Source organism: Ruegeria sp. HKCCSP346 (genome assembly GCF_017872595.1).
In the GTDB taxonomy this organism is placed as follows: Bacteria; Pseudomonadota; Alphaproteobacteria; order Rhodobacterales; family Rhodobacteraceae; genus Ruegeria.
Window position 1 is genome coordinate 98,990 of record NZ_JAEDOT010000007.1, and the last position, 24,956, is coordinate 123,945.

The 24,956-nt window shown below is 57.8% G+C and carries 26 protein-coding genes; 15 read left to right on the forward strand and 11 right to left on the reverse strand.

Annotated features, from left to right (window positions below):
* Positions 1-124: 124 nt before the first annotated feature.
* The 5 genes from I9185_RS16890 to I9185_RS16910 are packed head-to-tail and all read left to right on the forward strand — an operon-like array spanning position 125 to position 5,976.
* Positions 125-1,096 carry a hypothetical protein gene (locus I9185_RS16890; protein WP_245223616.1) on the forward strand — a complete coding sequence of 324 codons (972 nt, stop codon included), beginning with the start codon at positions 125-127 and terminating at the stop codon, positions 1,094-1,096.
* A 40-nt stretch (positions 1,097-1,136) separates the two neighbouring features.
* Entirely contained in the window at positions 1,137-2,084 is a 948-nt protein-coding gene (locus tag I9185_RS16895) for an ABC transporter permease (protein WP_210093643.1), read from the forward strand.
* Positions 2,081-2,896, forward strand: coding sequence for an ABC transporter permease (locus tag I9185_RS16900; protein WP_171206687.1), 816 nt, complete (start codon positions 2,081-2,083; stop codon positions 2,894-2,896). The genes I9185_RS16895 and I9185_RS16900 overlap by 4 nt, the downstream gene beginning before the upstream one ends.
* Positions 2,893-4,491, forward strand: a complete 1,599-nt coding sequence (locus I9185_RS16905; RefSeq protein WP_210093644.1) for a dipeptide ABC transporter ATP-binding protein — start codon at positions 2,893-2,895, stop codon at positions 4,489-4,491. Before I9185_RS16900 ends, I9185_RS16905 begins: the two co-directional genes overlap by 4 nt.
* Before the next feature lie 33 nt (positions 4,492-4,524).
* Complete coding sequence (locus tag I9185_RS16910) at positions 4,525-5,976, forward strand: aldehyde dehydrogenase family protein (protein WP_210093645.1); 1,452 nt, start codon at positions 4,525-4,527, stop codon at positions 5,974-5,976.
* Positions 5,977-5,992: 16 nt separating this feature from the next.
* Here I9185_RS16910 and I9185_RS16915 read toward each other — a convergent pair whose 3' ends face one another.
* On the reverse strand, positions 5,993-7,153 hold the full coding sequence (locus I9185_RS16915; RefSeq protein WP_209835190.1) for a hypothetical protein: 1,161 nt from the start codon (positions 7,151-7,153) through the stop codon (positions 5,993-5,995).
* A gap of 87 nt (positions 7,154-7,240) precedes the next feature.
* Positions 7,241-8,533: a nicotinate phosphoribosyltransferase gene (gene pncB, locus I9185_RS16920; protein ID WP_209835191.1), complete on the reverse strand. Its 1,293-nt coding sequence runs from the start codon at positions 8,531-8,533 to the stop codon at positions 7,241-7,243.
* 164 nt (positions 8,534-8,697) lie between these two features.
* On the opposite strand from pncB, the gene I9185_RS16925 reads away from it, so the two are divergent.
* Complete coding sequence (locus I9185_RS16925) at positions 8,698-9,228, forward strand: hypothetical protein (RefSeq protein WP_171637376.1); 531 nt, start codon at positions 8,698-8,700, stop codon at positions 9,226-9,228.
* Here the strand turns inward: I9185_RS16925 and pncA are convergent.
* A complete protein-coding gene (gene pncA, locus I9185_RS16930) occupies positions 9,225-9,818 on the reverse strand; it encodes a bifunctional nicotinamidase/pyrazinamidase (protein ID WP_210093646.1) in 594 nt (197 codons plus the stop codon). The genes I9185_RS16925 and pncA overlap by 4 nt on opposite strands.
* 96 nt (positions 9,819-9,914) lie before the next feature.
* Here pncA and I9185_RS16935 point away from each other — a divergent pair, with 96 nt between their 5' ends.
* The gene (locus tag I9185_RS16935; protein ID WP_171637372.1) at positions 9,915-10,820 is read left to right on the forward strand and encodes a rhodanese-related sulfurtransferase; all 906 of its coding nucleotides are present in this window, start codon (positions 9,915-9,917) and stop codon (positions 10,818-10,820) included.
* Positions 10,821-10,885: 65 nt separating this feature from the next.
* Positions 10,886-11,395, forward strand: coding sequence for a potassium channel family protein (locus I9185_RS16940; protein WP_171637370.1), 510 nt, complete (start codon positions 10,886-10,888; stop codon positions 11,393-11,395).
* Between the two features lie 7 nt (positions 11,396-11,402).
* On the opposite strand, the gene I9185_RS16945 is transcribed toward I9185_RS16940, so the two are convergent.
* Positions 11,403-11,732, reverse strand: a complete 330-nt coding sequence (locus tag I9185_RS16945) for a hypothetical protein (RefSeq protein ID WP_152459432.1) — start codon at positions 11,730-11,732, stop codon at positions 11,403-11,405.
* A gap of 187 nt (positions 11,733-11,919) precedes the next feature.
* Here I9185_RS16945 and betB point away from each other — a divergent pair, with 187 nt between their 5' ends.
* The gene (gene betB / locus I9185_RS16950; RefSeq protein WP_210093647.1) at positions 11,920-13,374 is read left to right on the forward strand and encodes a betaine-aldehyde dehydrogenase; all 1,455 of its coding nucleotides are present in this window, start codon (positions 11,920-11,922) and stop codon (positions 13,372-13,374) included.
* Positions 13,375-13,969: 595 nt separating this feature from the next.
* Here the strand turns inward: betB and I9185_RS16955 are convergent.
* The 5 genes from I9185_RS16955 to I9185_RS16975 are packed head-to-tail and all read right to left on the reverse strand — an operon-like array spanning position 13,970 to position 18,583.
* On the reverse strand, positions 13,970-16,105 hold the full coding sequence (locus I9185_RS16955; RefSeq protein ID WP_210093648.1) for a hypothetical protein: 2,136 nt from the start codon (positions 16,103-16,105) through the stop codon (positions 13,970-13,972).
* Complete coding sequence (gene motA, locus I9185_RS16960) at positions 16,102-16,971, reverse strand: flagellar motor stator protein MotA (protein ID WP_171637362.1); 870 nt, start codon at positions 16,969-16,971, stop codon at positions 16,102-16,104. Before motA ends, I9185_RS16955 begins: the two co-directional genes overlap by 4 nt.
* Positions 16,972-17,018: 47 nt before the next feature.
* On the reverse strand, positions 17,019-17,603 hold the full coding sequence (locus tag I9185_RS16965; RefSeq protein WP_171637360.1) for a hypothetical protein: 585 nt from the start codon (positions 17,601-17,603) through the stop codon (positions 17,019-17,021).
* Positions 17,600-18,076 (reverse strand): hypothetical protein, encoded by a 477-nt coding sequence (locus I9185_RS16970; protein ID WP_210093649.1) that lies wholly within the window; start codon positions 18,074-18,076, stop codon positions 17,600-17,602. Before I9185_RS16970 ends, I9185_RS16965 begins: the two co-directional genes overlap by 4 nt.
* Before the next feature lie 9 nt (positions 18,077-18,085).
* Positions 18,086-18,583, reverse strand: coding sequence for a flagellar basal body-associated FliL family protein (locus I9185_RS16975; protein ID WP_171724707.1), 498 nt, complete (start codon positions 18,581-18,583; stop codon positions 18,086-18,088).
* A gap of 119 nt (positions 18,584-18,702) precedes the next feature.
* Between I9185_RS16975 and fliF the strand changes: the two genes are divergently transcribed.
* The 4 genes from fliF to fliP are packed head-to-tail and all read left to right on the forward strand — an operon-like array spanning position 18,703 to position 21,890.
* On the forward strand, positions 18,703-20,286 hold the full coding sequence (fliF, locus tag I9185_RS16980) for a flagellar basal-body MS-ring/collar protein FliF (RefSeq protein ID WP_210093650.1): 1,584 nt from the start codon (positions 18,703-18,705) through the stop codon (positions 20,284-20,286).
* The gene (locus I9185_RS16985; protein WP_245223617.1) at positions 20,283-20,882 is read left to right on the forward strand and encodes an ABC transporter ATP-binding protein; all 600 of its coding nucleotides are present in this window, start codon (positions 20,283-20,285) and stop codon (positions 20,880-20,882) included. The genes fliF and I9185_RS16985 overlap by 4 nt, the downstream gene beginning before the upstream one ends.
* Positions 20,875-21,162, forward strand: coding sequence for a FliM/FliN family flagellar motor C-terminal domain-containing protein (locus I9185_RS16990; protein ID WP_152459423.1), 288 nt, complete (start codon positions 20,875-20,877; stop codon positions 21,160-21,162). The genes I9185_RS16985 and I9185_RS16990 overlap by 8 nt, the downstream gene beginning before the upstream one ends.
* Positions 21,162-21,890, forward strand: a complete 729-nt coding sequence (gene fliP / locus I9185_RS16995) for a flagellar type III secretion system pore protein FliP (RefSeq protein WP_210093651.1) — start codon at positions 21,162-21,164, stop codon at positions 21,888-21,890. The genes I9185_RS16990 and fliP overlap by 1 nt, the downstream gene beginning before the upstream one ends.
* 103 nt (positions 21,891-21,993) lie before the next feature.
* Here the strand turns inward: fliP and I9185_RS17000 are convergent, their stop codons facing one another.
* Together I9185_RS17000 and I9185_RS17005 are read right to left on the reverse strand one after the other, a co-directional pair.
* Positions 21,994-22,593, reverse strand: coding sequence for an ABC transporter substrate-binding protein (locus I9185_RS17000; protein WP_210093652.1), 600 nt, complete (start codon positions 22,591-22,593; stop codon positions 21,994-21,996).
* A complete protein-coding gene (locus tag I9185_RS17005; RefSeq protein WP_171637476.1) occupies positions 22,583-23,353 on the reverse strand; it encodes a VacJ family lipoprotein in 771 nt (256 codons plus the stop codon). Before I9185_RS17005 ends, I9185_RS17000 begins: the two co-directional genes overlap by 11 nt.
* Positions 23,354-23,698: 345 nt before the next feature.
* Between I9185_RS17005 and I9185_RS17010 the strand changes: the two genes are divergently transcribed.
* Positions 23,699-24,154 (forward strand): RidA family protein, encoded by a 456-nt coding sequence (locus I9185_RS17010; RefSeq protein ID WP_171233424.1) that lies wholly within the window; start codon positions 23,699-23,701, stop codon positions 24,152-24,154.
* Entirely contained in the window at positions 24,151-24,918 is a 768-nt protein-coding gene (locus I9185_RS17015) for a glycerophosphodiester phosphodiesterase family protein (protein ID WP_210093653.1), read from the forward strand. The genes I9185_RS17010 and I9185_RS17015 overlap by 4 nt, the downstream gene beginning before the upstream one ends.
* The last annotated feature ends 38 nt before the right edge of the window (positions 24,919-24,956 follow it).

Sequence of the window (24,956 nt, forward strand, 5' to 3'; positions counted from 1 at the left end):
CCATTGTGTCAGGGTGTTCTCACGTATGTTCTTGCTCCGTGCCATTCCCGTCTTGGTTTTAAGTTTTTTTCTGGTGCTCGGTTCCTCTGTCGCGGCCACGGCGCAGAATGTGTTGGGGGGTCGGATGGATGCCCTGCCCGGAACGCCCGAGAATCCGTTGAATGTTGGGATCGGAATTCGCATCGACCAGATCACCGGTGTTGATCAAAAGGCCGAAAACTATGGCGCGGTTGTGGTCTTGCGGGTGGAATGGACCGATCCCGCGCTGGCATTTGATCCCGAGGAACTGGGGAGGGATATCAGGGTCTTCAACCCACCCGACCTTGCCAATCATGCGGCAAGTATCGGGTCCGTTCTGCCGGCTTTTGTCATTCACAATCAGCAGTCCAACAAGTGGATCCACGAATCCGCCGCATCCCTGCGTTACGACGGTCGAGTGCTGTATGTCGAAAAATCGTCTCTTACACTCCAGGCGCCTCATTTCGATTTCCGAAAATACCCGTTCGACACGCAGGAGTTTCATTTCGAGGTGGTTTCGGTCTTTCCCTCTGAATACGTCACTTACCATCCGTTGAACGAATTCTCGGGCCTCGGAGATCAGCTGGGCGAAGAAGAATGGATTCTGAACAATGCACGGTTGGAAACATCCAGGGTCTTGGGTCTATCCGGGAAAGAAAGCGATCAGGTCGCGCTTGTTTTTGAGGGCAATCGACATCTGACCTATTACGTCATTCGGGTTTTCCTGCCGATGCTTGTCTTGATCTCGGTCGGCTGGGCGCTGTTTTTTCTGGATGAATACCGCCGGAGGATCGAGATTGCGGGCGGCAACTTGCTGGTCTTTGTCGCGTTCAACTGGGCAATATCCGCAGATCTGCCCAAGCTGGGTTATCTGACTTTTCTGGATTTTGTCCTTCAGTGCATGTTCCTGGTGACCGGGGCGCTGATCGTGTTCAACGTCGCGCTGCGACGATTGAAAGTGTCCGGCAAGGAGGGGGCGGCGCGCACCCTGGACAATTATGCGATCAAGTGGATCTATCCACTGGGCTATGCCGCGATCGTTGCCTATGCGGTTTCCGCTTTCCTTCTGGTGCCTTAGACGCTGGACCCGTGCCTGATGTGACTCTAACGTGGTGCCAATGCTCCGCTACGTCCTCAAACGACTGATTTCCTTGCTTGTCAGCCTGGCCGTCGCCTCGGTGGTCATCTTCGCCGTGATCGAGGTTGCCCCAGGTGATCCGGCATCGTTCATGCTGGGCGTCAATGCGCAGGAGGACACGCTGGCGGCGCTGCGGGCCGAGCTGGGCCTGGATGGGTCAAAGATACAGCGCTATTTCCACTGGGTTGGCGGCATGCTGGTGGGCGATTTCGGCACGTCATACACCTATCGCACACCAGTGTCGCAGATGATCGCTGACCGGCTGTGGGTGTCGTTACCCCTGGCGCTTTACGCGCTGACGCTGTCCACATTGATCGCCTTTCCCGCCGGAATCTATGCCGCTGCGCGTCGGGGCAAACCGGGGGACCTTGCAGTGATGGGGGCGACGCAGCTTGGCATCGCAGTCCCGAACTTCTGGTTCGCGATGATGCTTGTGCTGATCTTCGCCATCAATCTGCGCTGGTTCAATGCAGGCGGGTTTGTCGGTTGGAACGACGGTTTGTGGGGCGGCCTGCATTCCCTGACCCTGCCTGCCGTGGCTCTTGCCTTGCCACAGGCGGCGATTCTGGCGCGGGTCATGCGGTCGGCCTTGCTGGACATTCTGGGTGAGGATTTCATGCGCACGGCTCGGGCCAAGGGCCTGTCCCGTCGTCAGGCCCTTTGGCGGCATGGGGTGCGAAATGCGCTGATTCCGGTTCTGACCATCATCGGCTTGCAGTTTTCCTTTCTGCTGGCGGGGTCGATCATCATCGAACAGGTGTTCTATCTGCCGGGCCTCGGGCGGCTGGTGTTTCAGGCCATTTCTGCCCGAGACCTCATCGTCGTGGAATCGGTCGTGATGCTGCTGGTCTTTGCTGTGATAACGGTCAATTTCCTTGTCGATCTTGCTTATGCGGCCGTGGACCCACGACTGAGGAGCAGGACATGAACCGGAACCTGATCCTTGGGGCCTTGTTGTCGTCGCTGGTGGTTCTGGCCGCGTTGGTCTCGTTCATCTGGACCCCTTACGACCATGCCGCGCTGGACATTCCCAATAAATTGCAGCCACCAAACGGGCAGCATTGGTTTGGAACCGATCATTTCGGCCGCGACATGTTCTCGATGATCATGGTCGGTGCGCGTACGTCGATTGCGGTGGCGTTGGTGGCCGTCGGCATCGGCATGGCAATCGGCGTTCCTCTTGGCCTGGCAGCGGCCGCGCGCAAAGGCTCATGGCTGGATGAGGTCATCATGCGTGGCAACGATCTGGTCTTCGCTTTCCCTTCGCTGGTGATCGCCATCCTGATCACGGCCGTCTATGGCGCCGGAGCGATCAACGCCATTGTTGCGATCGGTATTTTCAACATCCCCGTCTTTGCCCGTATCACCCGCGGGGCTGCTTTGTCGCTTTGGGAGAGAGAGTTCATCCTCGCCGCCCGTGTGTCGGGCAAAGGGGCCGCGCGGATATCAGCTGAGCATATTCTGCCCAACGTGGCCAATCTGCTGATCGTGCAGGGGACCATCCAGTTCAGCCTTGGCATTCTGGCCGAAGCGGGCCTGTCATATGTCGGTCTGGGCGCTCAACCTCCGACGCCCAGCTGGGGCCGGATGCTGGCAGACGCACAGACGATGGTCAGTTTTGCCCCGCATTTGGCTCTGATTCCGGGTCTGTCGATCATCGTCACGGTGCTGGGTCTGAACCTGTTGGGCGACGGAATGCGGGACTGGCTGGATCCCCGGATCAGGGTGGCGCGGGCATGAGTTTGTTGCAGATTGAAAACCTGTCGCTGACGATCCACGGGATGCCAATCCTGAAACAGGTCAACTTGTCGATCGACCCCGGCCAGATCGTGGCGCTGACGGGTGAAAGCGGCTCGGGCAAATCGATGACCGCATTGGCGGTGATGCAACTGCTGCCGCATGGGGCCAGCACGGAAGGTGCGATCTGGCTGGACGGTCAGGATCTGTTGACACGGTCAGAGCCCGATTTGTGCGCCTTGCGCGGCGCGTCCGTGGGGATGGTATTTCAGGAACCGATGACAGCGCTCAATCCGGTAAGAACCGTCGGCGATCAGGTGATGGAGACGATCCTGATCCACAAGGCGATGCCTCCTGCTCAGGCCCGGATCCGCGCCAAAGAGGTGCTGACCCGCGTTGGCCTGCCACCTGATCGGTTCCCCCTTTCCCGCTATCCGCACGAACTGTCCGGCGGGCAACGGCAACGCGTGGTCATTGCCATGGCCATCGCTCTGCGCCCCAGGCTGTTGATCGCGGACGAGCCGACGACAGCGCTGGACGTCACGACACAGGCGCAGATTCTCGACCTTCTCAAGGGGCTGGTGCGCGAATACGACATGGGGCTGCTGATGATCACCCATGATCTGGCCGTTGTCTCTGATATGGCCGACCAGATCATCGTCATGCGCCACGGAGAAGTGGTTGAAAGCGGGGCCACACAGCACCTGCTGAGTCACATGCAACACCCTTATACCCGAATGCTGTTCGAGGCGTCTGGCCATCAGGTCACTTTGCCGGAACCCGCGCAACCGCAAACGTTGCTGGAGGTAACCCAGGTTGTTCGGGACTACCGATTGCCCCGAAAGGGCCTGTTGGACGCGCCGCGGCATCACCTGGCAGTGGATGGTGTCAGCTTCTGCCTCAACCGAGGCGAGCGGTTGGGGCTGGTCGGGGAATCCGGATGTGGAAAATCGACCCTGACACGGGCAATTTTGGGATTGGAGGAGGTTCAATCCGGTCAAATCCGGTTGGATGGTCAGCCGGTTTTCACCGGCCACAGGCCCAACCTTGCCGTGCGTCGGAGGATGCAGGTCGTGTTTCAGGACCCATATGGCAGCTTCAATCCCCGCCACCGTGTCGCGCGCCTGATTACTGAACCCTTTCACCTGTTGGAAACGCCACCAAAGGATTCAGAACGCCAGGACCGGATTTCGGAAATTCTGACGGCAGTGGGCCTCGGCCCTGATGATGCGGGCAAATACATCCACGAATTCTCGGGCGGGCAACGACAACGGATCGCCATTGCACGCGCCCTGATCATCCGGCCCGATCTGATCCTGTTCGACGAGGCGGTTTCGGCGCTTGACGTTTCGGTCCGTGCTCAGATCCTCGATCTGCTCGCTGAACTGTGCGACGCCTATGACCTGACCTATCTGTTCATCAGCCATGACCTGAGCGTTGTCCGCACGATCACCGACCGTGTGCTTGTGATGCAGTCCGGGCGGATCGTCGAACAGGGTCAGACCAAGCAGGTGTTCGAAAACCCGCAACATCCCTATACGCAAACCCTGATTGCCGCCGCGCCCCGGTTGCCCGAGATAAGGCCGCTGACGGCGTAGAGTTCCTTGTTAGAGCCTGATTGGAGGCCCAAAATGACCCAGAAGATTTGGTTTGATCCCACCTTGTGCCTGATCGGCGGGCGCTGGATCCGGGCGGCCGCGGGCGACAGCCTGCCCTTGATCAACCCTTCGGACGGGACCGAGATCTGCCGGATCGCCCGAGGGTCCGAGGCGGATATCGACGCGGCGGTACAAGCCGCCCGGTCTGCGTTGAATGGTGATTGGGGGCGAAAGACGGCGTTGGAACGCGGCCGCATCCTGACCCGGCTGGGCCAGCTGGTGCTGGAACGGGTGGACGATCTGGCGCGGCTTGAGGCGAAGGATGTCGGCAAACCGCTGACGCAGGCCCGGGCAGACGCAGTCGCCCTGGCGCGCTATTGCGAGTTCTACGGCGGCGCGGCCGACAAGGTGATGGGTGAGACCATTCCCTATCTCGATGGCTACACCGTCTATACCCTGCGCGAACCGCATGGGGTGACGGGCCATATCGTGCCCTGGAACTATCCGATGCAGATTATCGGACGTTCGGTCGGGGCGGCGTTGGCCATGGGCAACGCCTGTGTTCTGAAACCTGCGGAAGAGGCCTGTTTGACCGCGTTGGCCTTTGCCCATCTTGCGCAACAGGCCGGGCTGCCGGCCGGTGCTTTGAATGTAGTGCCCGGTCTGGGGGCCGAGGCGGGTGCGGCGCTGTCCGGACATTCGGGTGTAAACCACATCTCGTTCACTGGTTCTGTTGCCACAGGGGCCCTTGTGCAGCAGGCGGCGGGACGCAACGTGGTGCCCGTGACGCTGGAACTGGGCGGGAAATCCCCGCAATTGGTTTTTGACGATGCCGATCTGGATGCGGCGCTGCCGTTTCTGGTGAATGCGGGGATCCAAAATGCGGGCCAGACCTGTTCGGCCTCGTCCCGGATCCTGGTGCAGCGTGGCGTGTATGAACAGGTCAGATCGCGCATGTCCCAGGCCTATGAAGAACTGACCGTCGGCCCGGCGATGCAGGATCTGCGGGTTGGGCCGTTGATCTCGGACCGGCAGAGACAGATTGTCAGGGGCTTTCTGAAAACCGCCACGGACCTGACGATCGCTGCGCAGGGACAGATTGTCGAAGACGCGCCAGAGGCCGGAGCCTATGTCCGGCCCACTTTGTTCGCGGACGTGCCGCCAGATCATCACTTGGCACAGGACGAAATTTTCGGCCCGGTTCAGGTTCTGATCCCGTTCGACACCGAAGAACAGGCTCTGCATATAGCGAATAGTACGGATTACGGCCTGGTCGCCAGCGTCTGGACGCGGGATGGCGCGCGGCAGATGCGGTTGGCGAAAGCGCTGCACTCCGGTCAGGTTTTCATCAACAACTACGGTGCAGGCGGTGGTGTTGAACTGCCGTTTGGCGGTGTGGGAAAATCCGGCCATGGCCGCGAAAAAGGGTTCGAAGCTTTGTACGGCTTTTCACAGTTAAAGACAGTTGCCGCGTTTCACGGATAGCTTTTACCCAGGCAATTCAGATCAGCTTTGCTTCCAATGTATGATTGCCCCAAATCTGTGATGTCCGCGTGGCAGAATGCCCACTGAACCAACCTCCGACCACCTCGTCGGAAACGTTGGCACTGGCGGGGAACTTTTGTCTGCCGCCGTCTGCCAGGATCACGAAGTCAAACCAGACCCGAACTGAATACGGCACATTGATCCGGCCAGAATTCAGGTTGTACTTGTGCCAGTGTACCGGGCAGCTCAAGAAAACGACCTTGTTGAAATGCGCCCCCATCTCGGCGGCTTTCATGACGACATTGCAGCCGTGGCTGTGGGCAACCACATCGCAGCCGTGATAAGCCTCAAGGTCTATCCAGTTTTTCAAGTGTTTGGCAGCAATATGTCGGCCGCGGTCGGACCACCGGCCCTCCCATTCATAGTAGTTCTGCCCTGAATAGATGTCGTTGCGATGCGGCTTGATGTAATTGTGCAAATCTCCGACATGGGGATAGTACCATGTGGGGTCAGGATTGACTTCGAAGTGAGTGCCATGAACAAGAAGCAACCCCGGGACACCGGCTAATTGTTGTGCGGGCGCCGGTGGAACCTGTGAAGCGGGCGGGTCTGAAATCAGAGCGGACGACAACACAGTAAGCAAATCTTGCGAGAGCGGATCCAATTGCGTCCAACGTGCCGAAAACACACCAAGCCAAAGACGTGGCGGAAAGGATTCTGGCGAATACAGTTTGAGGCACGAACTCAGTGCGGCAAGAGCGACAATTGAATCAGGGGCCGCAAGTCCAAGCTTCAAAGCAGCGTCGATGTATTCGACGTTCGGCTGTTCTTCTGCTGCTATGATCGCCTCGAACAAACGTTGGTAATACCCCTCAGGCTCCGGCAAAGAAAACAGGTCGAAGGGCCTCAGGTCGCCGGGGCCATCAAAGAAACGCATGTATTCGTGGGCGGATATTTGGCGGTCGTCAATTGGCCGGAATCCGAGCATGACAAGCTGTTTGGACAGAACGGCATCGTCGGTTTCTTCCCAATCGCGGCCCAACAGTAAAAAGTCGCTGTCATTGCCTTCGGCTTGCAGAAACTGCGCGCGGGATATCAGGTATGCGGCGTAGGAAAAAAGTGAAAGCTCATCCCGGGATCCGCCGGTTTCGTTGAAGTTCCTTGGTTCAAAAATCATTGTATCTCAACCTTAATGCTCAATGGGAATGCCTTCCAAAATAGCATCAGGTGAGTTGCCGATAAATGATGAATGCGCCGCCGTGGTTCAGACGATCACCTCGATCGCCTTTTGCTCTCCGACCCCAAACACCCGCTTGTAGCGTTCGATTTGGTCTTTCGGACCCATCGCCTTTTCCGGGTTGTCCGACAGTTTCACCGTCGGGCGGCCATTGGCGGATACCGCTTTGCAGACCAATGAGAACGGCGCCAGCGCGTCATTGGGAACAAGCCCACGAAAATCGTTGGTCAGCAAAGTTCCCCAGCCGAAGGAAATATTGGCGCGGCCCGCGAACTGGGCGTGCAATTCCTGAATTTTCTCGACATCCAGACCGTCAGAGAAAATGATCCGTTTCCCTGTCGGGTCTTCGCCGCGTGCATTCCACCAGTCAATTGCGATCTCGGCCGCCGCTGCCGGGTCTCCGCTGTCGATGCGAATGCCGGTCCATCCCGCCAGCCAGTCAGGAGCATTGTCCAGAAACCCCTTGGTGCCATAGGTGTCGGGAAGGATGATGCGCAGGTTGCCGTCATGCTCGTCATGCCAGTCGCTGAGCACGTCATAAGGCGCCTGCGCCAACGCTTCATCCGTATCGGCCAGCGCGGAATAGACCATGGGCAGTTCATGCGCATTGGTGCCGATGGCCTCGACCTCGCGTCGCATGGCGATCAGGCAGTTCGAAGTGCCGGTAAAGGATGCGCCCAGCCCTTCGATCATCGCCTGCACGCACCAATCCTGCCACAGGAAGGAATGCCGCCGTCTGGTGCCGAAATCCGCGATCCCAAGCCCGTTTATCGAGCTCAACTTTTCGATCTTTTCCCAAACCCGGGTCATCGCGCGGGCGTAAAGCACCTGCAATTCGAACCGGCGCATATCGTTCAGCACCGCGCGCGAGCGCAGCTCCATCAACACCGCCAGCGCGGGAATTTCCCACAGCATGACCTCGTGCCACTTGCCTTCAAAGGTCAGTTCATATTGGTCGCCTTTGCGTTCAAGATGATAGGGCGGCAGGCGCAAATTCTCGAACCACTCCATGAAGTCCGAGCGGAACATCTGCCGTTTTCCGTAGAACATATTGCCGCGCAGCCAGGTGCTTTCCCCACGGCTGAGGCTGAGAGAGCGGATGTGATCCAGCTGTTCCCGCAGCTCGCCTTCATCGATCAAACGCGCCAGGGGAACGTGATTCGACCGGTTGATCAACGAAAATACGACATCTGTTTGGGGCTTGTTTCGAAACACTGACTGGCACATCAGCAGTTTGTAGAAATCAGTATCGATCAAAGACCGTACAATTGGGTCAATCTTCCATTTGTGATTGTAGACGCGGGTCGCGATGTCGACCATGGGGAACTCCTGCGATTTCCGTAGTTAGATCAATCGACTCTGGAAATGGCAAGAGTCACTGATTTGGTGACAATGCCAGTTTGACGTCACAATACCGGCATATTGTGCATTGTTTTTACCGGTTAGTGAGAAGAGGGGATGGAAAGTCGAAACTGAGTTTGTAAATGGGTATCGAGTACGATTTTGATATTGTTAACGTAGCGCTGGAAGATCTGGACCCCGAAAAGCTGGGGTCTGCCTCTGATACGGAACGCCAGGTATGTGCGGTGTTCCGCGATATCAGAGCCGCGGACGCGTTGCGTGGAACATCGCCGAAAATCCGCAAGATTTTCATGGATGCCGGGTTCAGCCTCGAGTCGCGCAACAGTGGCATCGTGCCGGGTGTATTTCCGGCCGAGGATCATGCGGATCGGGTGCGAATTCTGCGGTCGCTGTTTGACAACATCAGGACGCGTGGAATTCAGGGTGAATATTGCGGCGATTTCAACCTTTGGGATTTCCTGCATTATGTGCGAACCGCGCAACCCATGGCTGGGATCGTGCGCAGCCGGCCGATGCGCGTTCCGTCACCTCCTTCAGACCGGACCAACCCGGAACGTCGCACGATACCAGGGCGCATTGGGTTTGCGCTGGGTCTGGCGGTTGTTCTGTTCGTGATGATCAAGCTTCTGGCCGCCGCAGGGGCCACACCTTAGGTCAATACGACTCCGGCATCTCGCATCGCCTGCTCGGCGGCTGCCAGCGAACCGTCCATATCAATCGCGCGGCACGCGCCCATGCGGACCGTGACATCGAAACCCAACCTGGCGGCATCTACCGCGGAATAACGCACGCAGTAATCGGTGGCCAATCCCACAAGGGTCAAACGGTCGATACCGCGTGTATCCAAATAGCCTTTCAGGCCTGTCGGTGTCTGGTGGTCATTCTCGAAGAATGCGGAATAGCTGTCGATGGTACTGCGGAATCCTTTGCGAAGGATCAGGTCGCCATCCGTGCGCAAGTCGGGATGAAAACCGGCGCCGCGCGTGCCCTGCACGCAGTGGTCGGGCCACAGAACCTGTGGGCCATAGGGCATGTCGACCAGGACGAACGGGTTTTTGCCATCGTGGGAACTGGCAAACGAAGAATGTCCCGTCGGATGCCAGTCCTGAGTCAGGATCACGGCATCGAATTCATCCATCATGGCGTTTATCGGTGCGACGATCTCGTCCCCTTCTGCCACGGCCAGTGCCCCGCCTGGGCAGAAGTCGTTCTGGACATCGATCACGAGCAAGGCATGGGTCATGGCGGCCTCCTTTTACCGCTCTATCGGTAGGCGGCGGCGCGCGGGGCGTCAATGCAATCCCTTGCGACTCTGGGTCTGCAAAGGTAGATCGCGCGTATGTACACAATCGCTGCCCTCTATCACTTTACACGTTTCGCGGACCCGGCCGCGTTGCGCGACCCCTTGCTGGACCTGTGCCGCGCGCAGTCTGTCACAGGTACGCTGCTGCTTGCCCAGGAAGGGATCAACGGCACGATCGCTGGTCCGCGGGCCGGAATCGACGCTGTGCTGTCACATGTCCGATCCTTGCCCGGTTGCGCTGATATGGAGTGGAAAGAAGCGACCTCGGACCACCCGCCTTTCGGCAAGATGAAGGTGCGGCTGAAGAAAGAGATCGTGACCATGGGCCAGCCCGACGTGGACCCTCGCGCCCGTGTCGGCAACTATGTCGACCCGCAGGAGTGGAATGACCTGATCCGTTCTGACGATGTGGTGCTGATCGACACGCGAAACGACTACGAAGTGGCAATCGGGACGTTTGAAGGCGCTATAGACCCTGAAACAGCCAGTTTCCGCGATTTCCCGGAATGGTGGGAACAGAACAAGGACCGCTTTCACAACAAGCGGGTCGCCATGTTCTGCACGGGCGGCATCCGTTGCGAGAAATCCACCAACTACTTGTTGGGGCAGGGGGTCGAAGATGTCTATCACCTCAAAGGCGGTATCCTGCGGTATCTGGAGGAAATCCCAGCCGAAGACAGTTCCTGGCAGGGTGAATGCTTTGTGTTCGACAATCGCGTTTCGGTTGGCCACGGGCTTGTTGAAGGGCCGCACAAGCTTTGTCATGGCTGCCGGCGTCCTATCCTGCCCGAGGATATGAAGCGCCCGGAATACGAGCACGGCGTTTCATGCCATCAATGCATCGATGAGACGTCCGATGCTGACAAAATGCGCTTTCGCGAGCGGCAAAAGCAGATCCTGCTGGCGCGGGAACGGGGTGAGGCGCATCTGCGGCAGGAATGAATTCGGGTTGCGGGCGATGCCTTTAGGTCGGATGATTGCCCGAAGACCGGATTGAAGGGGCGTTCATGCACCGCAAACCCACGACATTGGACGAATGGAAATCGACCCTGATTGCGGCACTGGGGCTGGTTCTTGCTAGCTTCCTGGCCTGGTATGGCCTGTCCCGCCTGAGCGAGGCGGCTGCAGGCGATACGATTGGCACAGTCGCCTCGATCGGGTTGTTGATCTGGCTGGTGTCACAGTCCTGGTATTACATGACACAGGTGAAATCGCCCCGCAGGCTTTTGTTTCTGATGGGTGTTTCGTTCATACAGGTTGTTCCATTCCTGTTCGCCGCAGTTTACGGGGCCTTTGGGTATAACGACCACTGTGTCATTGGTGCGCAGGGTCCGGGGGATATCCTGTATTTTTCCTATGTTACCTTTACCACAGTCGGATATGGCGACATGTCCCCGACCGGTATGTGCCGTGGGCTCGCCGTGTCCGAGGCCGTAACAGGCTATATCCTACTGGGTATGTTTGTTGCCGCAGCAGTTTCGCTTTATGCCCGCAACCACAATCCGGATAGACCCTAATTCGGGGCTACTTGTTGTGATCGATCCAGCGCGACATCATTTTCTTGTCGCGGAAACACTCGGATGGGATCGGGCGACGCTTGCTGCGTGAAATCCGCTCGGCAAACGCGACTTGTTTTCCCGTCGGGTAATTGTCGAACTGCGAGGTCCCGCGTGGTTTGTGGGCTGAAATCCAGTCAGATAAAAGCCGCCGGTCACGCTGTGCCTCAACCGGAATCTCAAGGGCTGACTTCTCGGCAATCGCTCGCGCATACCGCATCTGCCGATCGGTGACCGGAAGCAAGTGATAGTCGTTGTTCGGCCCGTTCAGGGCTGTGGGGCGTGTTTGCTGGGTCATCGGTTTGTCCTCTGACTATGTAGAACATAAATAGAACATTAACCAAAAATTTCAAGGTTTGCGGGGTTTGGCAGGCGTGAAGCCACCCCTTCGATGATTTTATTGACTGGTCAATCAATAACCGATAGGCCGATTTTCGACTGACCATTTGTCCCGTCCTGACGGGTGCGAAAGAAAAGGACACGGTATGAAGTTTCAGCCCCGGGCCAGCCATTTCATTGATGGCGAATATATCGAAGATACAAACGGCGCAGCCATCGAAGTGATCTATCCCGCTACAGGCGAAGTGATTGCACGTTTGCATTCGGCGACGCCGGCGATCGTGGAACAGGCTCTAAACAGCGCAAAAAACGCTCAGGCAGCATGGGCGGCCCTGTCCGGGACGGAACGTGGCCGCATCCTGCGCCGCGCCTCTGATATTATGCGCGAACGCAATTACGACCTGTCCGTTCTGGAAACCCATGATACCGGCAAGCCGATTCAGGAAACCACAGTGGCCGATGCCACCTCGGGGGCCGATGCGCTGGAGTATTTTGGTGGATTGGCCGCCTCTCTGACTGGCGAGCATATTCCGCTGGGCGGGGGGGATTTTGTCTATACCATCCGCGAGGCGCTGGGCGTTTGCGTCGGGATCGGCGCCTGGAATTACCCCACGCAGATCGCCTGCTGGAAAGGTGCACCTGCACTGGCCTGCGGCAACACGATGGTATTCAAACCTTCGGAAACCACGCCCCTTTCGGCATTGAAAGTGGCCGAAATTCTTGTCGAGGCCGGCGCGCCCAAAGGTGTCTACAACGTGATCCAGGGTTACGGCGATGTCGGTGCTTCGCTGGTCACCGATCCGCGCGTGGCAAAGGTCTCTTTGACAGGTTCTGTGCCGACAGGCCGCAAAGTCTATGCTGCTGCGGCGGACGGCATGAAGCATGTGACCATGGAACTTGGCGGCAAATCCCCGATGATCGTCTTTGACGATGCCGACATCGAAAACGCTGTTTCAGGTGCGATCCTGGGCAACTTCTACTCTTCGGGCCAGGTTTGTTCCAATGGCACCCGCGTCTTCGTTCAGAAAGGTATCAAAGAGGCCTTCCTGAAACGTCTGTCAGAACGTCTGGATCACGCGAAAATCGGCGATCCAATGGACGAGGACGTCAGCTTTGGCCCGATGGTCAGCGAGAACCAGATGAACATCGCCCTGGGCTATATCGAAAAGGGCAAAGCCGAAGGCGCAAGGTTGGTTTATGGCGGTGAACGGATCGAAAGAGACGGCTATTTTGTGCAGCCCACGGTTTTTGCTGACGTCACGGACAACATGACCATCGCGCGCGAGGAAATCTTTGGCCCCGTCATGTCGGTGCTGGATTTCGAGACTGAAGAAGAGGTGATGGCCCGCGCCAATGACACTGAGTTCGGTCTGGCCGCAGGTGTCTTCACCAATGATCTGACCCGGGCGCATCGAATTGTGGCCGGATTCGAAGCTGGCACTTGCTATATCAACACCTACAACCTTGCCCCGGTCGAAGCGCCGTTTGGTGGATCGAAGATGTCCGGCGTCGGGCGCGAGAACTCGAAACTGGCGATCAATCACTTCTCGGAAATGAAAACCGTCTATGTCTCGATGAATGATGTTGAGGCTCCGTACTGAATCAAGGACGGTTGTCCGCTGTTTTTGACGCCTCAGCTCCCGGTGCCCGGCACCGGGAGCTGAGGAAACGCCAGCCAGTGGCGGGCAATACTGTACTGGCAATACCGATGCCTGTCAGCGTGTCGGAAAAGGCGGGCTTGCAGAATTTGTGTCCAAAGACGTTGCCACCCCAAGCCGGTTGGCCAGGTTTGATGAGGAGACACGTCCGCGATTTCTCTGACCACGGAACTCATTGAAGGCGCAGAACTTTTACCGCCGTATTTCTGATGTGGCGTCTCGTTTTCACGCTTATGCCGCAAATGCCACGGCACCGGTTGCTTTACGGGCGGTCAGCCGTCGTGACCTTTTTGGTTGAGGAACGTGGCCTGAAATTCGGCGGCCTGTTCTTCTGTGTCATGTCTGGAACACAACATCCTTGAAAGAAGTTGGAGCCATGTTTGCATCCCCGCCTGATCGGGCGTTCTGATTGGACCCGCTTTGAAGCAACGGCGCCGGGCTCCCAACGCTGCCACCGGTTGAAACGCATCGCAGGGTATACCGGTTTAGGGACCAGCGTTCACTTTGCCGGGTGCGGCCGGAACAGTCGCGATATACGTCATTTTACCCCAACTGCGTTCAACATCTCATCGATCCGCTGGCGGGCCGACTGGCTGTCCTTCAACAGGTTTTCCGCATCCGCCAGCGGTTTTTCCGCCAACCGTTCCGGCAGGTCAGACAAAGCTTGGGTCGTTTGGTTCAATGCCGCGTATTTCCCGCCCGCAGGTTCCAACCTTTCATCCGATACTCCGGCCAGCCAGAAATACCGGTTTGCCGCTTCGATTTGTTCGAGATCTCGGAGCATATCGGCGGCAGCTGCAAATTCTTCTGTTGAAACCTTCGCCTGCGCGCGCAAGGCTATCGCCTCTTCGGAATTGTCATCAGCCAGCTCTAACAGGGCTTGATGAGGGCGCCCCGACAGCAAAGCGGCCCGAGCCCGCAACCGAGCCCGATCCGAGCGCCGCGACTGATCTTCCGGTCTGTTCGCCAGCGCAAATGTATGCTCAGCAAAGCCCAGATCAGCAAGGCGGCTTGCCAATGCAATTGCAGTATCGGTTGTCAGCACCACCGGCATGTCCGGCTGCATTACCTCCATCGTCTGGCTTAGAAAGGTTGCGTCATCCGATCTTTCAGCAAGCAATTGCAGATGCCGATTGATCGCGCCGTCACTACCGGGTCCGGGTGGCTGCGCTTTGATCACGTCAAATGCACGGTCGAATTCCTGGCTCAGGCTCAGAGCGATCGCATAGGTGCGGTTCATCATCGGGCCCAGCTCCGATCGCCTGAGCTCGACCGCATAAGATGCCGCCAGATCAAGCTCCTGAGAAGAAACAGCTTTGCGTTCAGACCAACGTTTTTCCACCAGGCGCGCCAAAGCCAGCGGAGATTCAGCGGCGGCGTCGGTAGAGGTTATAACCTCGGTCAACAACTCTTCTTCACGGTCACTGTTTCCTTCCGCCTTGGCAACGCTGGCTTTGGCCTGAGCGACACTGGATGTCGTTTCCGGTTCAATCCGGTCAACCGAGCGAAGGATTCTGCGGGCAGCCTCCAGGTGTTGTGCTCTCACCAGTATTCCTGATAACCGCGGCCCCAGCTGGCGGCGAAGATGATCCGGCAGTCTTGAATACGCGTGTTCGATTGCTTCCACGTTTGCGTCAGGTGCCAGTTCCCCTTCGGACAACACAGCCCAAAGCGCGGCATCGCTGTCACATCGTTGCAGGTCGTTGAATGGATTCCTGGGCAGCGGCGGCCGGTTATCTACAACCCGCGCAATTGCCGCAACGGGTTCGAAGCCCGCTGGCGGCGTCTCCAACAGCCTCAAGACACTCAACGCTTCGGCTCCGAAACTGAAAGAGGCGTAGAGTCTGGCCAGGGTCATGACCTTTTCGCCGTCAAGTTTGTCAAACTCTTTGTACAGCCCAGAGCGGAGAGCTGACACCTGATCCGGAAAAGGCGTGTTCCCTGACCAGGACGCAAAATTCAGCTCAGCAGTCGAGATGCAGGCCGGTCTTTGGTCAATTGGTTGCAGTTCTGCGTTCAAAACATTCTGCAAATCGTCCAGAACCGTGGTCAGACGTAGGTTCGAACTCAATTGGGGCGGCACAACGCGTGTACCGGACGGAGCGGTGTTGCGTGGCCCGACAGGAGCAAGCTCCAAGTCCAGCAGCTTGCGATCGGTCCCTTGCAGAAGACGAGTGGACAGCTGGTCTTTTATCCACTGCTCAGTCATGGTGAGAAGCGGCAGGTGCAACCCTGTCTCCACCGAGGGCGGTTTGCCTTTGGCCGTTTTTCCGATCAAGGGTGGCGGTACATTCTCAAGAAGCGGCGGCAACAATTCCCCTGGTGCGATGTCCAATACGATCATCGAGTTTCTGTACAGAAACGCCGACGCCACGCAGTCGCACCCGAACTCCAGCTCCAACGCGCTGCCGGGGTTTTCCTGCGACAATGAGGCCAGTCGGTTCGTGGTCAAACGCCCAAAAACCGAGCTGGTCTTGAATGTCACGTCGTCCAGGGCAATTGTAAGGCTGGCGCCGTTCTTCCGTTGCGCCAGCACCCAGCGGGTATCCGGTGGCACGTCGAAAACCAGACGTGTGAATCCGTCATGCTCACCGGATCGCACCACCACGCCCTGTGCGGTCACGGCAGATGCAGCCGTGACCAAAACCGCAATCAGAAACCCGATGCGCTTCATGCTGCAGCCTGCTTGAGCTCTTTCAATGCGTCTTCCAGCTCGGAAAAGCCAGGGCGGTTATGGGTTGGGGTGTTCTGGCGTCCGACCTCAATGCACATGGCAGCATTGTGGTTGTGCAGGTTGGCCACCAATACTTCTTTGATCAGCTGATAAAAGTGGTTGTCTTCTTCAACCACGGCTTTCAGTTTGCCTGCGAAGGGGCCGACCAGACCATAGGCCAGAAAAACGCCCAGGAACGTGCCCACAAGGGCACCCCCAATCAGCTTCCCCAGCACTTCGGGCGGCTGATCGATTGATCCCATCGTCTTGATCACGCCCAGAACCGCAGCAACGATCCCCAGCGCGGGCAGGCCGTCTGCCACTGTTTGAAGTGCATGGCTTGAGTGCATGGCGTGATGAAAATTCGCCTCCATGCGCTTCTCCAGAACCTCTTCAACCTGATGCGGATCGTCATAATTCATCGCCGCCGACCGCATAGTGTCACAAATCAGGTCGACGGCCTCCTTGTCTGATTGGATCTTGGGGTATGCGGAAAACAAGCTGGAGTTTTCGGGGTCTTCAATATGCTGCTCGACCTCAACAGGGTTGGCTCGGGCAATGCGGATTAACGAAAACAGAAGGCACAGAAGGTCACGATAGTCTTCGGGCTTCCATTTCGGGCCCTTGAACACCTTGCCCATGTCTTTGATCGTATGTTTCACGCCGCCCATGTCATTGCTGATCAGAAAGGCTCCTACGGCAGCACCACCGATCATCATCATTTCGAAGGGAAGAGATTTCATGATGATGGTCATCTTGCCACCTGCCGCGAGATAGCCGCCGAAGACCATTACGAAGATGACAACAATTCCAACAATTCCAATCATTTGAGATCTCCAGATGAGTTCTGTGCGTTACCGGGCAACACGAGCGACTACTCCTGTGGGGCCGAGGCGTTGCGTCCGGCCATGACAACGCTGATTGTATAGGCCGCTTCGGGGCTCAGGCCCGCCAGTACGCCAGCCGCTGCGTCCGCCGGCATGCGGGACAGGAACCCTGCGGCAAAGGTCGGGTCCATGGTTTCAAACAACGCGGCTGCGTCCTTGGGTTTCATGTTCTGGTAAACATCCGTCAGGCGCGCCAGATCGTTCTCTGCCGCTTTGTCCGCAACCGCCAACGTGGCACGCAGGGCATCTTCTGCTTCCTTCAGGGCCGTCAGACGCGTTTCAACGGCCTGGGTTGCGATCTCCAGTGCTTTTTCCTGATCGCGCAATTCAGCCTCTCGCTGTTTGACGCGATCCTCCCGGCGCAAAAGCTCCGCCAGCACAACCTGAACATCGCGTGTTTCGGACGCGGCGGGCTCGTTTTCCACGGCTTCGTGTGTCGCCGGTTTGGCGAGCGCGGGTCCTGCCTCCAAGCCAACGCGAATGGCTGCCGAGCCGATCATCAGCAATGAGATGACAGCAAGCACACCACCGCGCGGGCGTGTATCGTGTTTGGCGTTGCGCGCAAGGCTCATACCTGCGCCCCGTTCTGCTTGCGGTCATGGCGGAAGAACATCAGGCCCTCTGGCGCCTTGGCTTGCTCTTCACGCGCACCAGTTTCGACCGGTTCCGCTGCTTTCTCGTGCTTGGTGCCCTGGTCCTCTTTAGGCTGGGGCTCGTCTTGGACAGGCTTTGCTTTTTCCGGGGCAGCAGTTTCTTCTTCGGGGATGACATCATGCAGAGATGCCATCATCAGCTCCAGGCGCTGCGCCACGGTCTCAGCCCTTTGCGTCAGCGCCTTCAGCTGATCCCCCGATTGATCAGAGGCATTTCGCGCGCTGTCCAGGGATTTCTTCAGCTCTTCTGCCTGGGTCGACAACACGGCCACCGCGCCACCGACGCCTTTTTCAAGATCGGTGAACCGCCTGAGGCGGCGCGACAGCACAAAACAATAAAGACCCGCGCCCAACGCACCGGCGACCAGCAAAATATCCGCAATCAGCTCCAATTCCGCCTCCTAATTCAGTACAAATTCCATCACCAGCACATCGCGAACGCGCCCTTCGCCAACGACAATTCCAATGCGTCGCAGCAGGTGACCTCGGATGCGCGTCAATGCCAGCGAATCCTCCAGGTCCTTCAATTCGACGGCTCGCAGGTATCCGTTCAGGACATCCATGATTCGTGGCTGCATTTTTTTCACATCAGCTATGTACGGCGCGTTAACTTCGAGCTGAGCGTGGAACTTCAAATGTCGTGACTTGCCGGAATTCACCGATACAACAACCGGCGGCAGATCAATGAACCCGACATCTGCCAGCGCTTTGGCAGGTTCTTCTTTCGCCTTGTCCTTGCCGGCCTCAACCGCGGCCTTGCCACCCAGCGGAATCAATCCGGATGACGTCAGGAAATACCCGCCCGCAGCGCCGGCGATGGCAAGAAGCATACCGATCAGCATTCCCTTTTTCCCTTTTTTCCCGGTGGGTTCCGCCAGTTCGTCGGTTGCGTCGGTCATGACGTCCTCATTCATCCGTTCCGACCCCGTCATAACCGCGCAGGGACTAACCGATTGTTAAGAGCAATCGTCCAAACAGAGGGTGCGTCGGGCAGAATGCCGGCGAGTCGGAGGTGAGCGTGCAGCAGATCGGAACTGTCTGGGCTAATTTGGACAGGCGTAAACAAATCATCGTCGCCGGTGCGGTTGCGCTGGTGTTTCTGGGAATCCTTGGCATGTCGCGCCTTGTAACGGCTCCGTCCATGACGCTGCTTTATGCGGGTCTGGAAAGCGGTGCCGCCGGGGAAATAGTACGCGCGCTGGACCAGCGTGGCGTCACATATGAAATTCGGGGCGGATCGATCTACGTATCCGGCGCGCAGCGCGACGAGCTGCGAATGACCCTTGCCAGCGAAGGCCTGCCCGCAAACGGCAATAAAGGGTACGAACTGCTTGATTCGCTAAGCGGGTTTGGCACTACCTCTCAGATGTTCGATGCTGCCTATTGGCGCGCGAAAGAGGGTGAACTGGCGCGGACGATTGTCGGTAGCCCGCATATAAGTCAGGCGCGCGTCCATATTGCCAACGGGACGGCAAACCCGTTTCAGCGCAGCGTGTCACCAACGGCTTCGGTCTACCTCGTGCCATCCGGGACCGAAATTACCGGGGATCAGGCCAAGGCCATCCGGTTCCTCGTTGCCTCGGCCGTCAGCGGCCTGACGCCCGAGAACGTCACGGTGGTTGATTCGCACGGGGCCGTGATTGGCGGGCAGGATACCGCAGCGCCTGCGGACACTTCGGACGACAAGTCGCGCCAGTTGCGGGAACGTGTTCTGCGTCTGGTCGAGGCGCGTGTCGGTACCGGCAACGCCGTGGTCGAAGTCAGTGTCGATACCGAAACCAGGACGGAATCCATTCGCGAGCGGCGCTTTGACCCCAAAGGCCGCGTGGCGATCAGCACGGATGTCGAAGAACGTTCGGACAGCGCCCGAAATCAGTCATCGGATGTCACCGTGGCGTCGAACCTGCCGGATGGCGATGCGGCGGGCGGGGACGAATCGAACTCGACGGCTACCCAGACTCGTGAGCGGGTGAACTACGAAGTCTCCGAGACAGAGCTGGAAGTCCATAAAGCCCCCGGCGCGATCAAGCGTCTGACGGTTGCAGTTCTGGTCAATGGGAAAAGATCGGTGGACGCCTCCGGTGCCGAAGTCTTCACGCCCTTGCCTCAGGAAGAGCTTACCGCTCTGGAAGAGCTCGTGGCGTCGGCAGTCGGGTACGATGCGGCGCGCGGGGACGTTATTACACTGAAATCCATGGATTTGCCGTCGGTCGAACCACAGGGCACTCTGGTTTCGTCGTCGCTCTGGCAGAACATCCATCTGGATGTCATGTCCTTGATACAGATGGCTGTGCTGGCTTTGGTTTCGCTCGTGCTGGCCTTGTTCGTGATCCGCCCGATCCTGACAAATGCAACACCGACACCGGCGCTGCTGGCGGCGGCAGGAGGGGCGGATTCGGATACCCTGGCACTGACAGGTGAAATCGCACCGGAGGAACCGGCAGAGCACTCGACCCTGCCGGCAGAGCGTGGTGTTCCGGCTCTCGGCTCGAACGCCACTGAGGATCCTGTCGACCGGCTGCGCGCCATGATCGGTGACAAGCAGGAAGAAACTGTCGAGATCCTGCGCAGTTGGCTTGAAGAAGGCGAGGAGCGGGTATGATGTCGATTGCCCATCTTCTTGAGGATTTCACCACCCAGACCGGTACGGGGCCCGTTCTGATCTTGAATGAGGACACGCTGGAAGAACAACGGCTCTCTGCCTTCGAAGACGGGTATGGGGCCGGTTGGGAAGATGCCTCGCGGGCGCAGGAGCAAAGCCGCAGCCAGATTTCGGCTGAATTGGCAAGGTCGCTTGAGGATATGTCTTTCACCTATCACGAAGCCATCGCCCGCATGACCCTGTCGCTGGAGCCCATGTTCACCAGCCTGGTTCAGACCGTACTGCCTGAGATGGCCGATCGGGGCCTGGCAGCCCGCATTGTGGAGCAATTCTGTGAAATGGCGCGTTCGCGGATAGAGCAGCCGATGCAGATTTTGGTGCCGCCGGGATGTGCCGAGAGTGTCGCAGCGCTGTTGCCGCAAGATCTGCATTCCACTCCTCAGGTGATCGAACACTCTGAACTGGAGCCGGGTCAGGCCCGCCTTCAGGTCGGCACGAGCCGGCGTGAGGTTGATTGCACCGCTTTGCTCGCCGCCATCGAACAGACCTTTGACGCTTATGTCTTTGAGACAAGAGAGGCTTTGTCCAATGAATGACACCCAGATCCCGAAATCTGAAAAACCCAACCCCTTCGACTCGGTCCCGATTGAAGTGACCGTTTCCGTTGGTCGTGCGCGCCCATTGATCAAGGACCTGTTGAACATGGGAGAGAATGCCGTGCTGACCCTGGACAAACGGATCGAAGATCCGGTTGACCTCTATGTTGGGGATCAGTTGGTGGCGCGCGGGCTGTTGGAAGAAATGGAAGGCGATCAGGCAGGGCAACTTGCAGTGCGCTTGACCGAGATTGCGGATTTGCACAACGGAATCGGTTGATGCGCTATGTATTCTGCCTGGCTTTGGTGGCCGTGTTGACGCCCTCACTGGCCGCTGCCCAGGATTTGACCTTGTCCCTGGGCGAGGGCGGCTCGATTTCCGCCCGGACGATCCAGCTGATTCTGCTGATCACAGTCCTGAGCATCGCTCCGGGGTTGGCGATCATGATCACCTGCTTTCCCTTCCTGATCACCGTTCTGTCGATCCTGCGGCAAGGGATCGGCCTGCAACAATCTCCGCCCAATATGCTGTTGGTCAGCCTGGCGTTGTTCCTGACCTATTTCATCATGGACCCGGTGTTTTCAGAAGCATGGGCGACAGGGATACGACCGATGATGGAAGAGACGATGGAAGTGGAACCAGCGTTGGAGCGCGCGTTAGAGCCGTTCCGTGCCTTCATGGCGGCCCGACTGGATGCGGACACGTTCTATGCCATGGCGGCTTTGCGCCCCGGCGGTGAGGCTATGGAGTTGTCCGCAAAAGCGCCGTTGTCTGTCTTGATGCCGTCCTTCATGCTGTCGGAAATCGCGCGGGCGTTTCAGATCGGGTTTCTGATTTTCCTGCCGTTTCTGATCATCGATCTTGTCGTGGCCGCTGTATTGATGTCGATGGGTATGATGATGGTGCCTCCGGCCATCGTATCCTTGCCATTCAAGCTGGCGTTTTTCGTGATCGCCGATGGGTGGGCTTTGATTGCAGGCGCTTTGGTGCGCAGTTACATGCCGTGACCTCGACATGTAGCCGCGGCGCGCTGAAAAAACAGGTGGTCAGACGCCTCTGCCCCACTGTTGCCAAAGGCGTAATTCAATGTCCCGCCGCAAGTGAAATGGATCAGCCCGTCTTGTTCAGGTCTTTGATCAACTGGTCCAGGTTGCCTTTGCGGGCATCCAGCATCGCGCCGATTTCGGTACGCTCGGTCAGCAACAAATTCACGCCTTCGATGAACATGTTGTAGAATTTTTCACGCCCTGACTTGTCCGAAACAAGGAACGTCACATCAAACGGAGCCGAGCCGCGCAGCTTGACAATTGTGCGCACTTCATATCCGGCCTTGATCTTGCGGGCATTGCGCACGTTGACCTTACCGCCGATGAACTCGCGGAAGCGGCGACCATATTTACGCGAGATATAGCCCTGAAAAGCCTTGGTGAATTGCTTTAGCTGGGATGGGGTGGCCGTGCGGGCATCGGCACCGAGGGCATAACGCGCCATGATCGGGACGTCGGCATATTGCACAAAGATCTTCTCGAAATCACGCAGCATCGCATTCTCTGACTTGCCCGATGCGATAACCCTGTTGATGTCGTTGACCACACTGTTGACCAGTGCCTTGGCTGATGCCTCGGTTTGGGCAAACGCGGATTTGGGCAAGACGGCCAAAGCCAGACCGGCTGCGACAAAGTTACGGCGGTTCAACTCGTTATTCAGCATAGGGGTCCTCGTAGGGGTCTAGATAGGGGTCCCTGACCGGGTCTGTCCCGGTTTCGGCATAGGGGTCAGAATACAAATCCAGATAGGCGTCTTCGTCATCTCTCGCCAGTTCGAAGCGGCGGTTTTGCAGATAGATCAGGCGGGCCTGCGCATAACTGTCTGCGCTTTCATACAGAATCGAGTCCACGGTATCCGAGAACCGTCCACGATCACCCATGCGGCGAACGACTTCGGCATAGACGCCCAGATTGTCGGCGGGCCGGACCGGGGTAAAATTGATCGGATTCGAGAACAGGTTGATCACGACCCCGATGGCATCCCTTTGGGTCGACGGGCCATAGAAAGGCAGTTCAACATAAGCCCCTTCGCCGACCCCCCAGACATGCAGGGTCTCACCGAAATCAGTATCGACGGGCGGCAGGTTCAGCTCATCTGCGGGCGCGGACAGGCCAAAACCGCCCACGGTCATGTTGATTACGAACCGCAGCAGCGCATTCCCCATCTGTTTCGGGTTGCCCTGAAGCAGGTAGTCGACCGCTTGTCCGGGCAACGAGATGTTTTCGGCGAATGTGCTGAAACTGGTGACCATGGGATCAGGAACGATCTTCACGTACCCTTTCGACGCAGGTCGAAACAGAAACCGGTCAACGCCCAGATTGAACTTGTGAATTCCCCGGTTCGCGTTTTCGTAAGGGTCAAACACGTCGCTGCGTGAGGCGCCCTCGGGCGGTGTCGTTGCACAGGCGGACAGAATGGCCATGAGTGACAGGACAACCAGGTGTTTCAGGCAAAATCTGCTCGACACGATCTTTGCTTCTCCCAAATGCCCGACATCCGTTCTCTCGGGCCAACAATCACAATTCACCAATACTAACACGCCGGTAAGGCACAAGTTCTTGTCACATAGTCGTTTCAGGTCTCAAATGAAACACCTAGCGTGTAACCTGTTCGTCAGGTCCGGGTAAAGCAATTGAGCATCTGCAAGTCATAATAAGTAAAGATATGCTCAGATCGCATGCAAGCCGGAATTTGCCGCATTCCGTCTTTCCACGGATGTGCTTCCCGGTTAGCGTCCGGCAGAGTCAATCAGGGAAGGACCCTCTCAATGAGCATCGCTGCAAAATTGGAAAGCCTCGGTGTCACGCTGGGCGACGCACCCGCGCCAGCGGCAAATTATGTGCCGTATGTACGTGTGGGCAATATCGTGTACGTGTCCGGCCAGATATCGAAATCAGACGAGCTGATCACCGGCAAGCTGGGCGATGACATGGATGTCGCGGCCGGAGCCGCAGCGGCGCGGGTCTGCGCGATCAATCTGCTGGCACAGGTCAAGGCGGCCTGTGGCGGAGATATCGACAAACTGGTGCGTGTCATCAAGCTGACCGGTTTCGTGAACTCGACCGCAGATTTCACTGCGCAGCCGCAAGTGATCAACGGTGCATCCGACTTCCTGGTCGAAGCGCTGGGCGACGCCGGTCGCCACTCGCGTTCTGCCGTAAGTGCTGCGTCGCTGCCTTTGGGCGTGGCGGTCGAGATCGAAGGCATTTTCGAGATCGAATGATACCGCCCCTGCCAGCTGCGTTTTTGCAGGCCCCGATTGCTCATCGGGCGCTGCATGACGTCTCGAACAACCGCCCGGAAAACAGCCGGGCGGCCATTCGTGCCGCCATTGATGCCGGATACGGGATCGAGATCGACCTTCAGCTGACATCTGATGATCGTGCCGTCGTTTTCCATGATTACGACATGGGGCGTCTGACCGGCCAGCCCGGGCCGATCCGGCAGGTGTCGGCGGCGGCGGCGTCCGAATTGACCCTTCTGTATGGTGATGACGGCATTCCAACGCTGGATGAAGTGCTGGATATGGTCGCAGGCCAAGTGCCGCTGCTTATCGAGCTGAAGGATCAGGACGGCATTATGGGTATGAATATCGGTGCCCTCGAGCACGACACTGTGCGCGCATTGCAGGGCTATGACGGCCCGGTGGCCCTGATGTCCTTCAATCCAAACTCGGTTGCGGAACTGGCGCGGCTGGCCCCGCACCTGCCGCGCGGCATCACGACTTGCGCCTATGAGCCCAGTGTCGAGCTTCTGCCGCATGACGTCTGCGACACCCTGCGCGACATTCCTGATTTTGAACGTGTCGGGGCCGGTTTCATCAGCCACGAGGCGGAAGATCTTTCCCGCCCGCGTGTGGCCGAACTGAAGGCGCAAGGCGTGCCGATCCTGTGCTGGACCGTCCGAACGCCTGAACAAGAGGCAGAGGCCCGCATGGTTGCCGACAATGTGACCTTCGAAGGGTATCTGGCTGCGCATTCAGCTTGAACCTTGCCGCTTCGGTCACAGATAAAGGGCTGGTGCGG

Bases quoted from the DNA above. Each gene is read 5' to 3' on its own strand.
- I9185_RS16890 (WP_245223616.1), top strand. From the start codon at position 125: ATGGATGCCCTGCCCGGAACGCCCGAGAATCCGTTGAATGTTGGGATC.
- I9185_RS16895 (WP_210093643.1), top strand. From the start codon at position 1,137: ATGCTCCGCTACGTCCTCAAACGACTGATTTCCTTGCTTGTCAGCCTG.
- I9185_RS16900 (WP_171206687.1), top strand. From the start codon at position 2,081: ATGAACCGGAACCTGATCCTTGGGGCCTTGTTGTCGTCGCTGGTGGTT.
- I9185_RS16905 (WP_210093644.1), top strand. From the start codon at position 2,893: ATGAGTTTGTTGCAGATTGAAAACCTGTCGCTGACGATCCACGGGATG.
- I9185_RS16910 (WP_210093645.1), top strand. From the start codon at position 4,525: ATGACCCAGAAGATTTGGTTTGATCCCACCTTGTGCCTGATCGGCGGG.
- I9185_RS16915 (WP_209835190.1), bottom strand. From the start codon at position 7,153: ATGATTTTTGAACCAAGGAACTTCAACGAAACCGGCGGATCCCGGGAT.
- pncB (WP_209835191.1), bottom strand. From the start codon at position 8,533: ATGGTCGACATCGCGACCCGCGTCTACAATCACAAATGGAAGATTGAC.
- I9185_RS16925 (WP_171637376.1), top strand. From the start codon at position 8,698: ATGGGTATCGAGTACGATTTTGATATTGTTAACGTAGCGCTGGAAGAT.
- pncA (WP_210093646.1), bottom strand. From the start codon at position 9,818: ATGACCCATGCCTTGCTCGTGATCGATGTCCAGAACGACTTCTGCCCA.
- I9185_RS16935 (WP_171637372.1), top strand. From the start codon at position 9,915: ATGTACACAATCGCTGCCCTCTATCACTTTACACGTTTCGCGGACCCG.
- I9185_RS16940 (WP_171637370.1), top strand. From the start codon at position 10,886: ATGCACCGCAAACCCACGACATTGGACGAATGGAAATCGACCCTGATT.
- I9185_RS16945 (WP_152459432.1), bottom strand. From the start codon at position 11,732: ATGACCCAGCAAACACGCCCCACAGCCCTGAACGGGCCGAACAACGAC.
- betB (WP_210093647.1), top strand. From the start codon at position 11,920: ATGAAGTTTCAGCCCCGGGCCAGCCATTTCATTGATGGCGAATATATC.
- I9185_RS16955 (WP_210093648.1), bottom strand. From the start codon at position 16,105: ATGAAGCGCATCGGGTTTCTGATTGCGGTTTTGGTCACGGCTGCATCT.
- motA (WP_171637362.1), bottom strand. From the start codon at position 16,971: ATGATTGGAATTGTTGGAATTGTTGTCATCTTCGTAATGGTCTTCGGC.
- I9185_RS16965 (WP_171637360.1), bottom strand. From the start codon at position 17,603: ATGAGCCTTGCGCGCAACGCCAAACACGATACACGCCCGCGCGGTGGT.
- I9185_RS16975 (WP_171724707.1), bottom strand. From the start codon at position 18,583: ATGACCGACGCAACCGACGAACTGGCGGAACCCACCGGGAAAAAAGGG.
- I9185_RS16985 (WP_245223617.1), top strand. From the start codon at position 20,283: ATGATGTCGATTGCCCATCTTCTTGAGGATTTCACCACCCAGACCGGT.
- I9185_RS16990 (WP_152459423.1), top strand. From the start codon at position 20,875: ATGAATGACACCCAGATCCCGAAATCTGAAAAACCCAACCCCTTCGAC.
- fliP (WP_210093651.1), top strand. From the start codon at position 21,162: ATGCGCTATGTATTCTGCCTGGCTTTGGTGGCCGTGTTGACGCCCTCA.
- I9185_RS17000 (WP_210093652.1), bottom strand. From the start codon at position 22,593: ATGCTGAATAACGAGTTGAACCGCCGTAACTTTGTCGCAGCCGGTCTG.
- I9185_RS17005 (WP_171637476.1), bottom strand. From the start codon at position 23,353: ATGGCCATTCTGTCCGCCTGTGCAACGACACCGCCCGAGGGCGCCTCA.
- I9185_RS17010 (WP_171233424.1), top strand. From the start codon at position 23,699: ATGAGCATCGCTGCAAAATTGGAAAGCCTCGGTGTCACGCTGGGCGAC.
- I9185_RS17015 (WP_210093653.1), top strand. From the start codon at position 24,151: ATGATACCGCCCCTGCCAGCTGCGTTTTTGCAGGCCCCGATTGCTCAT.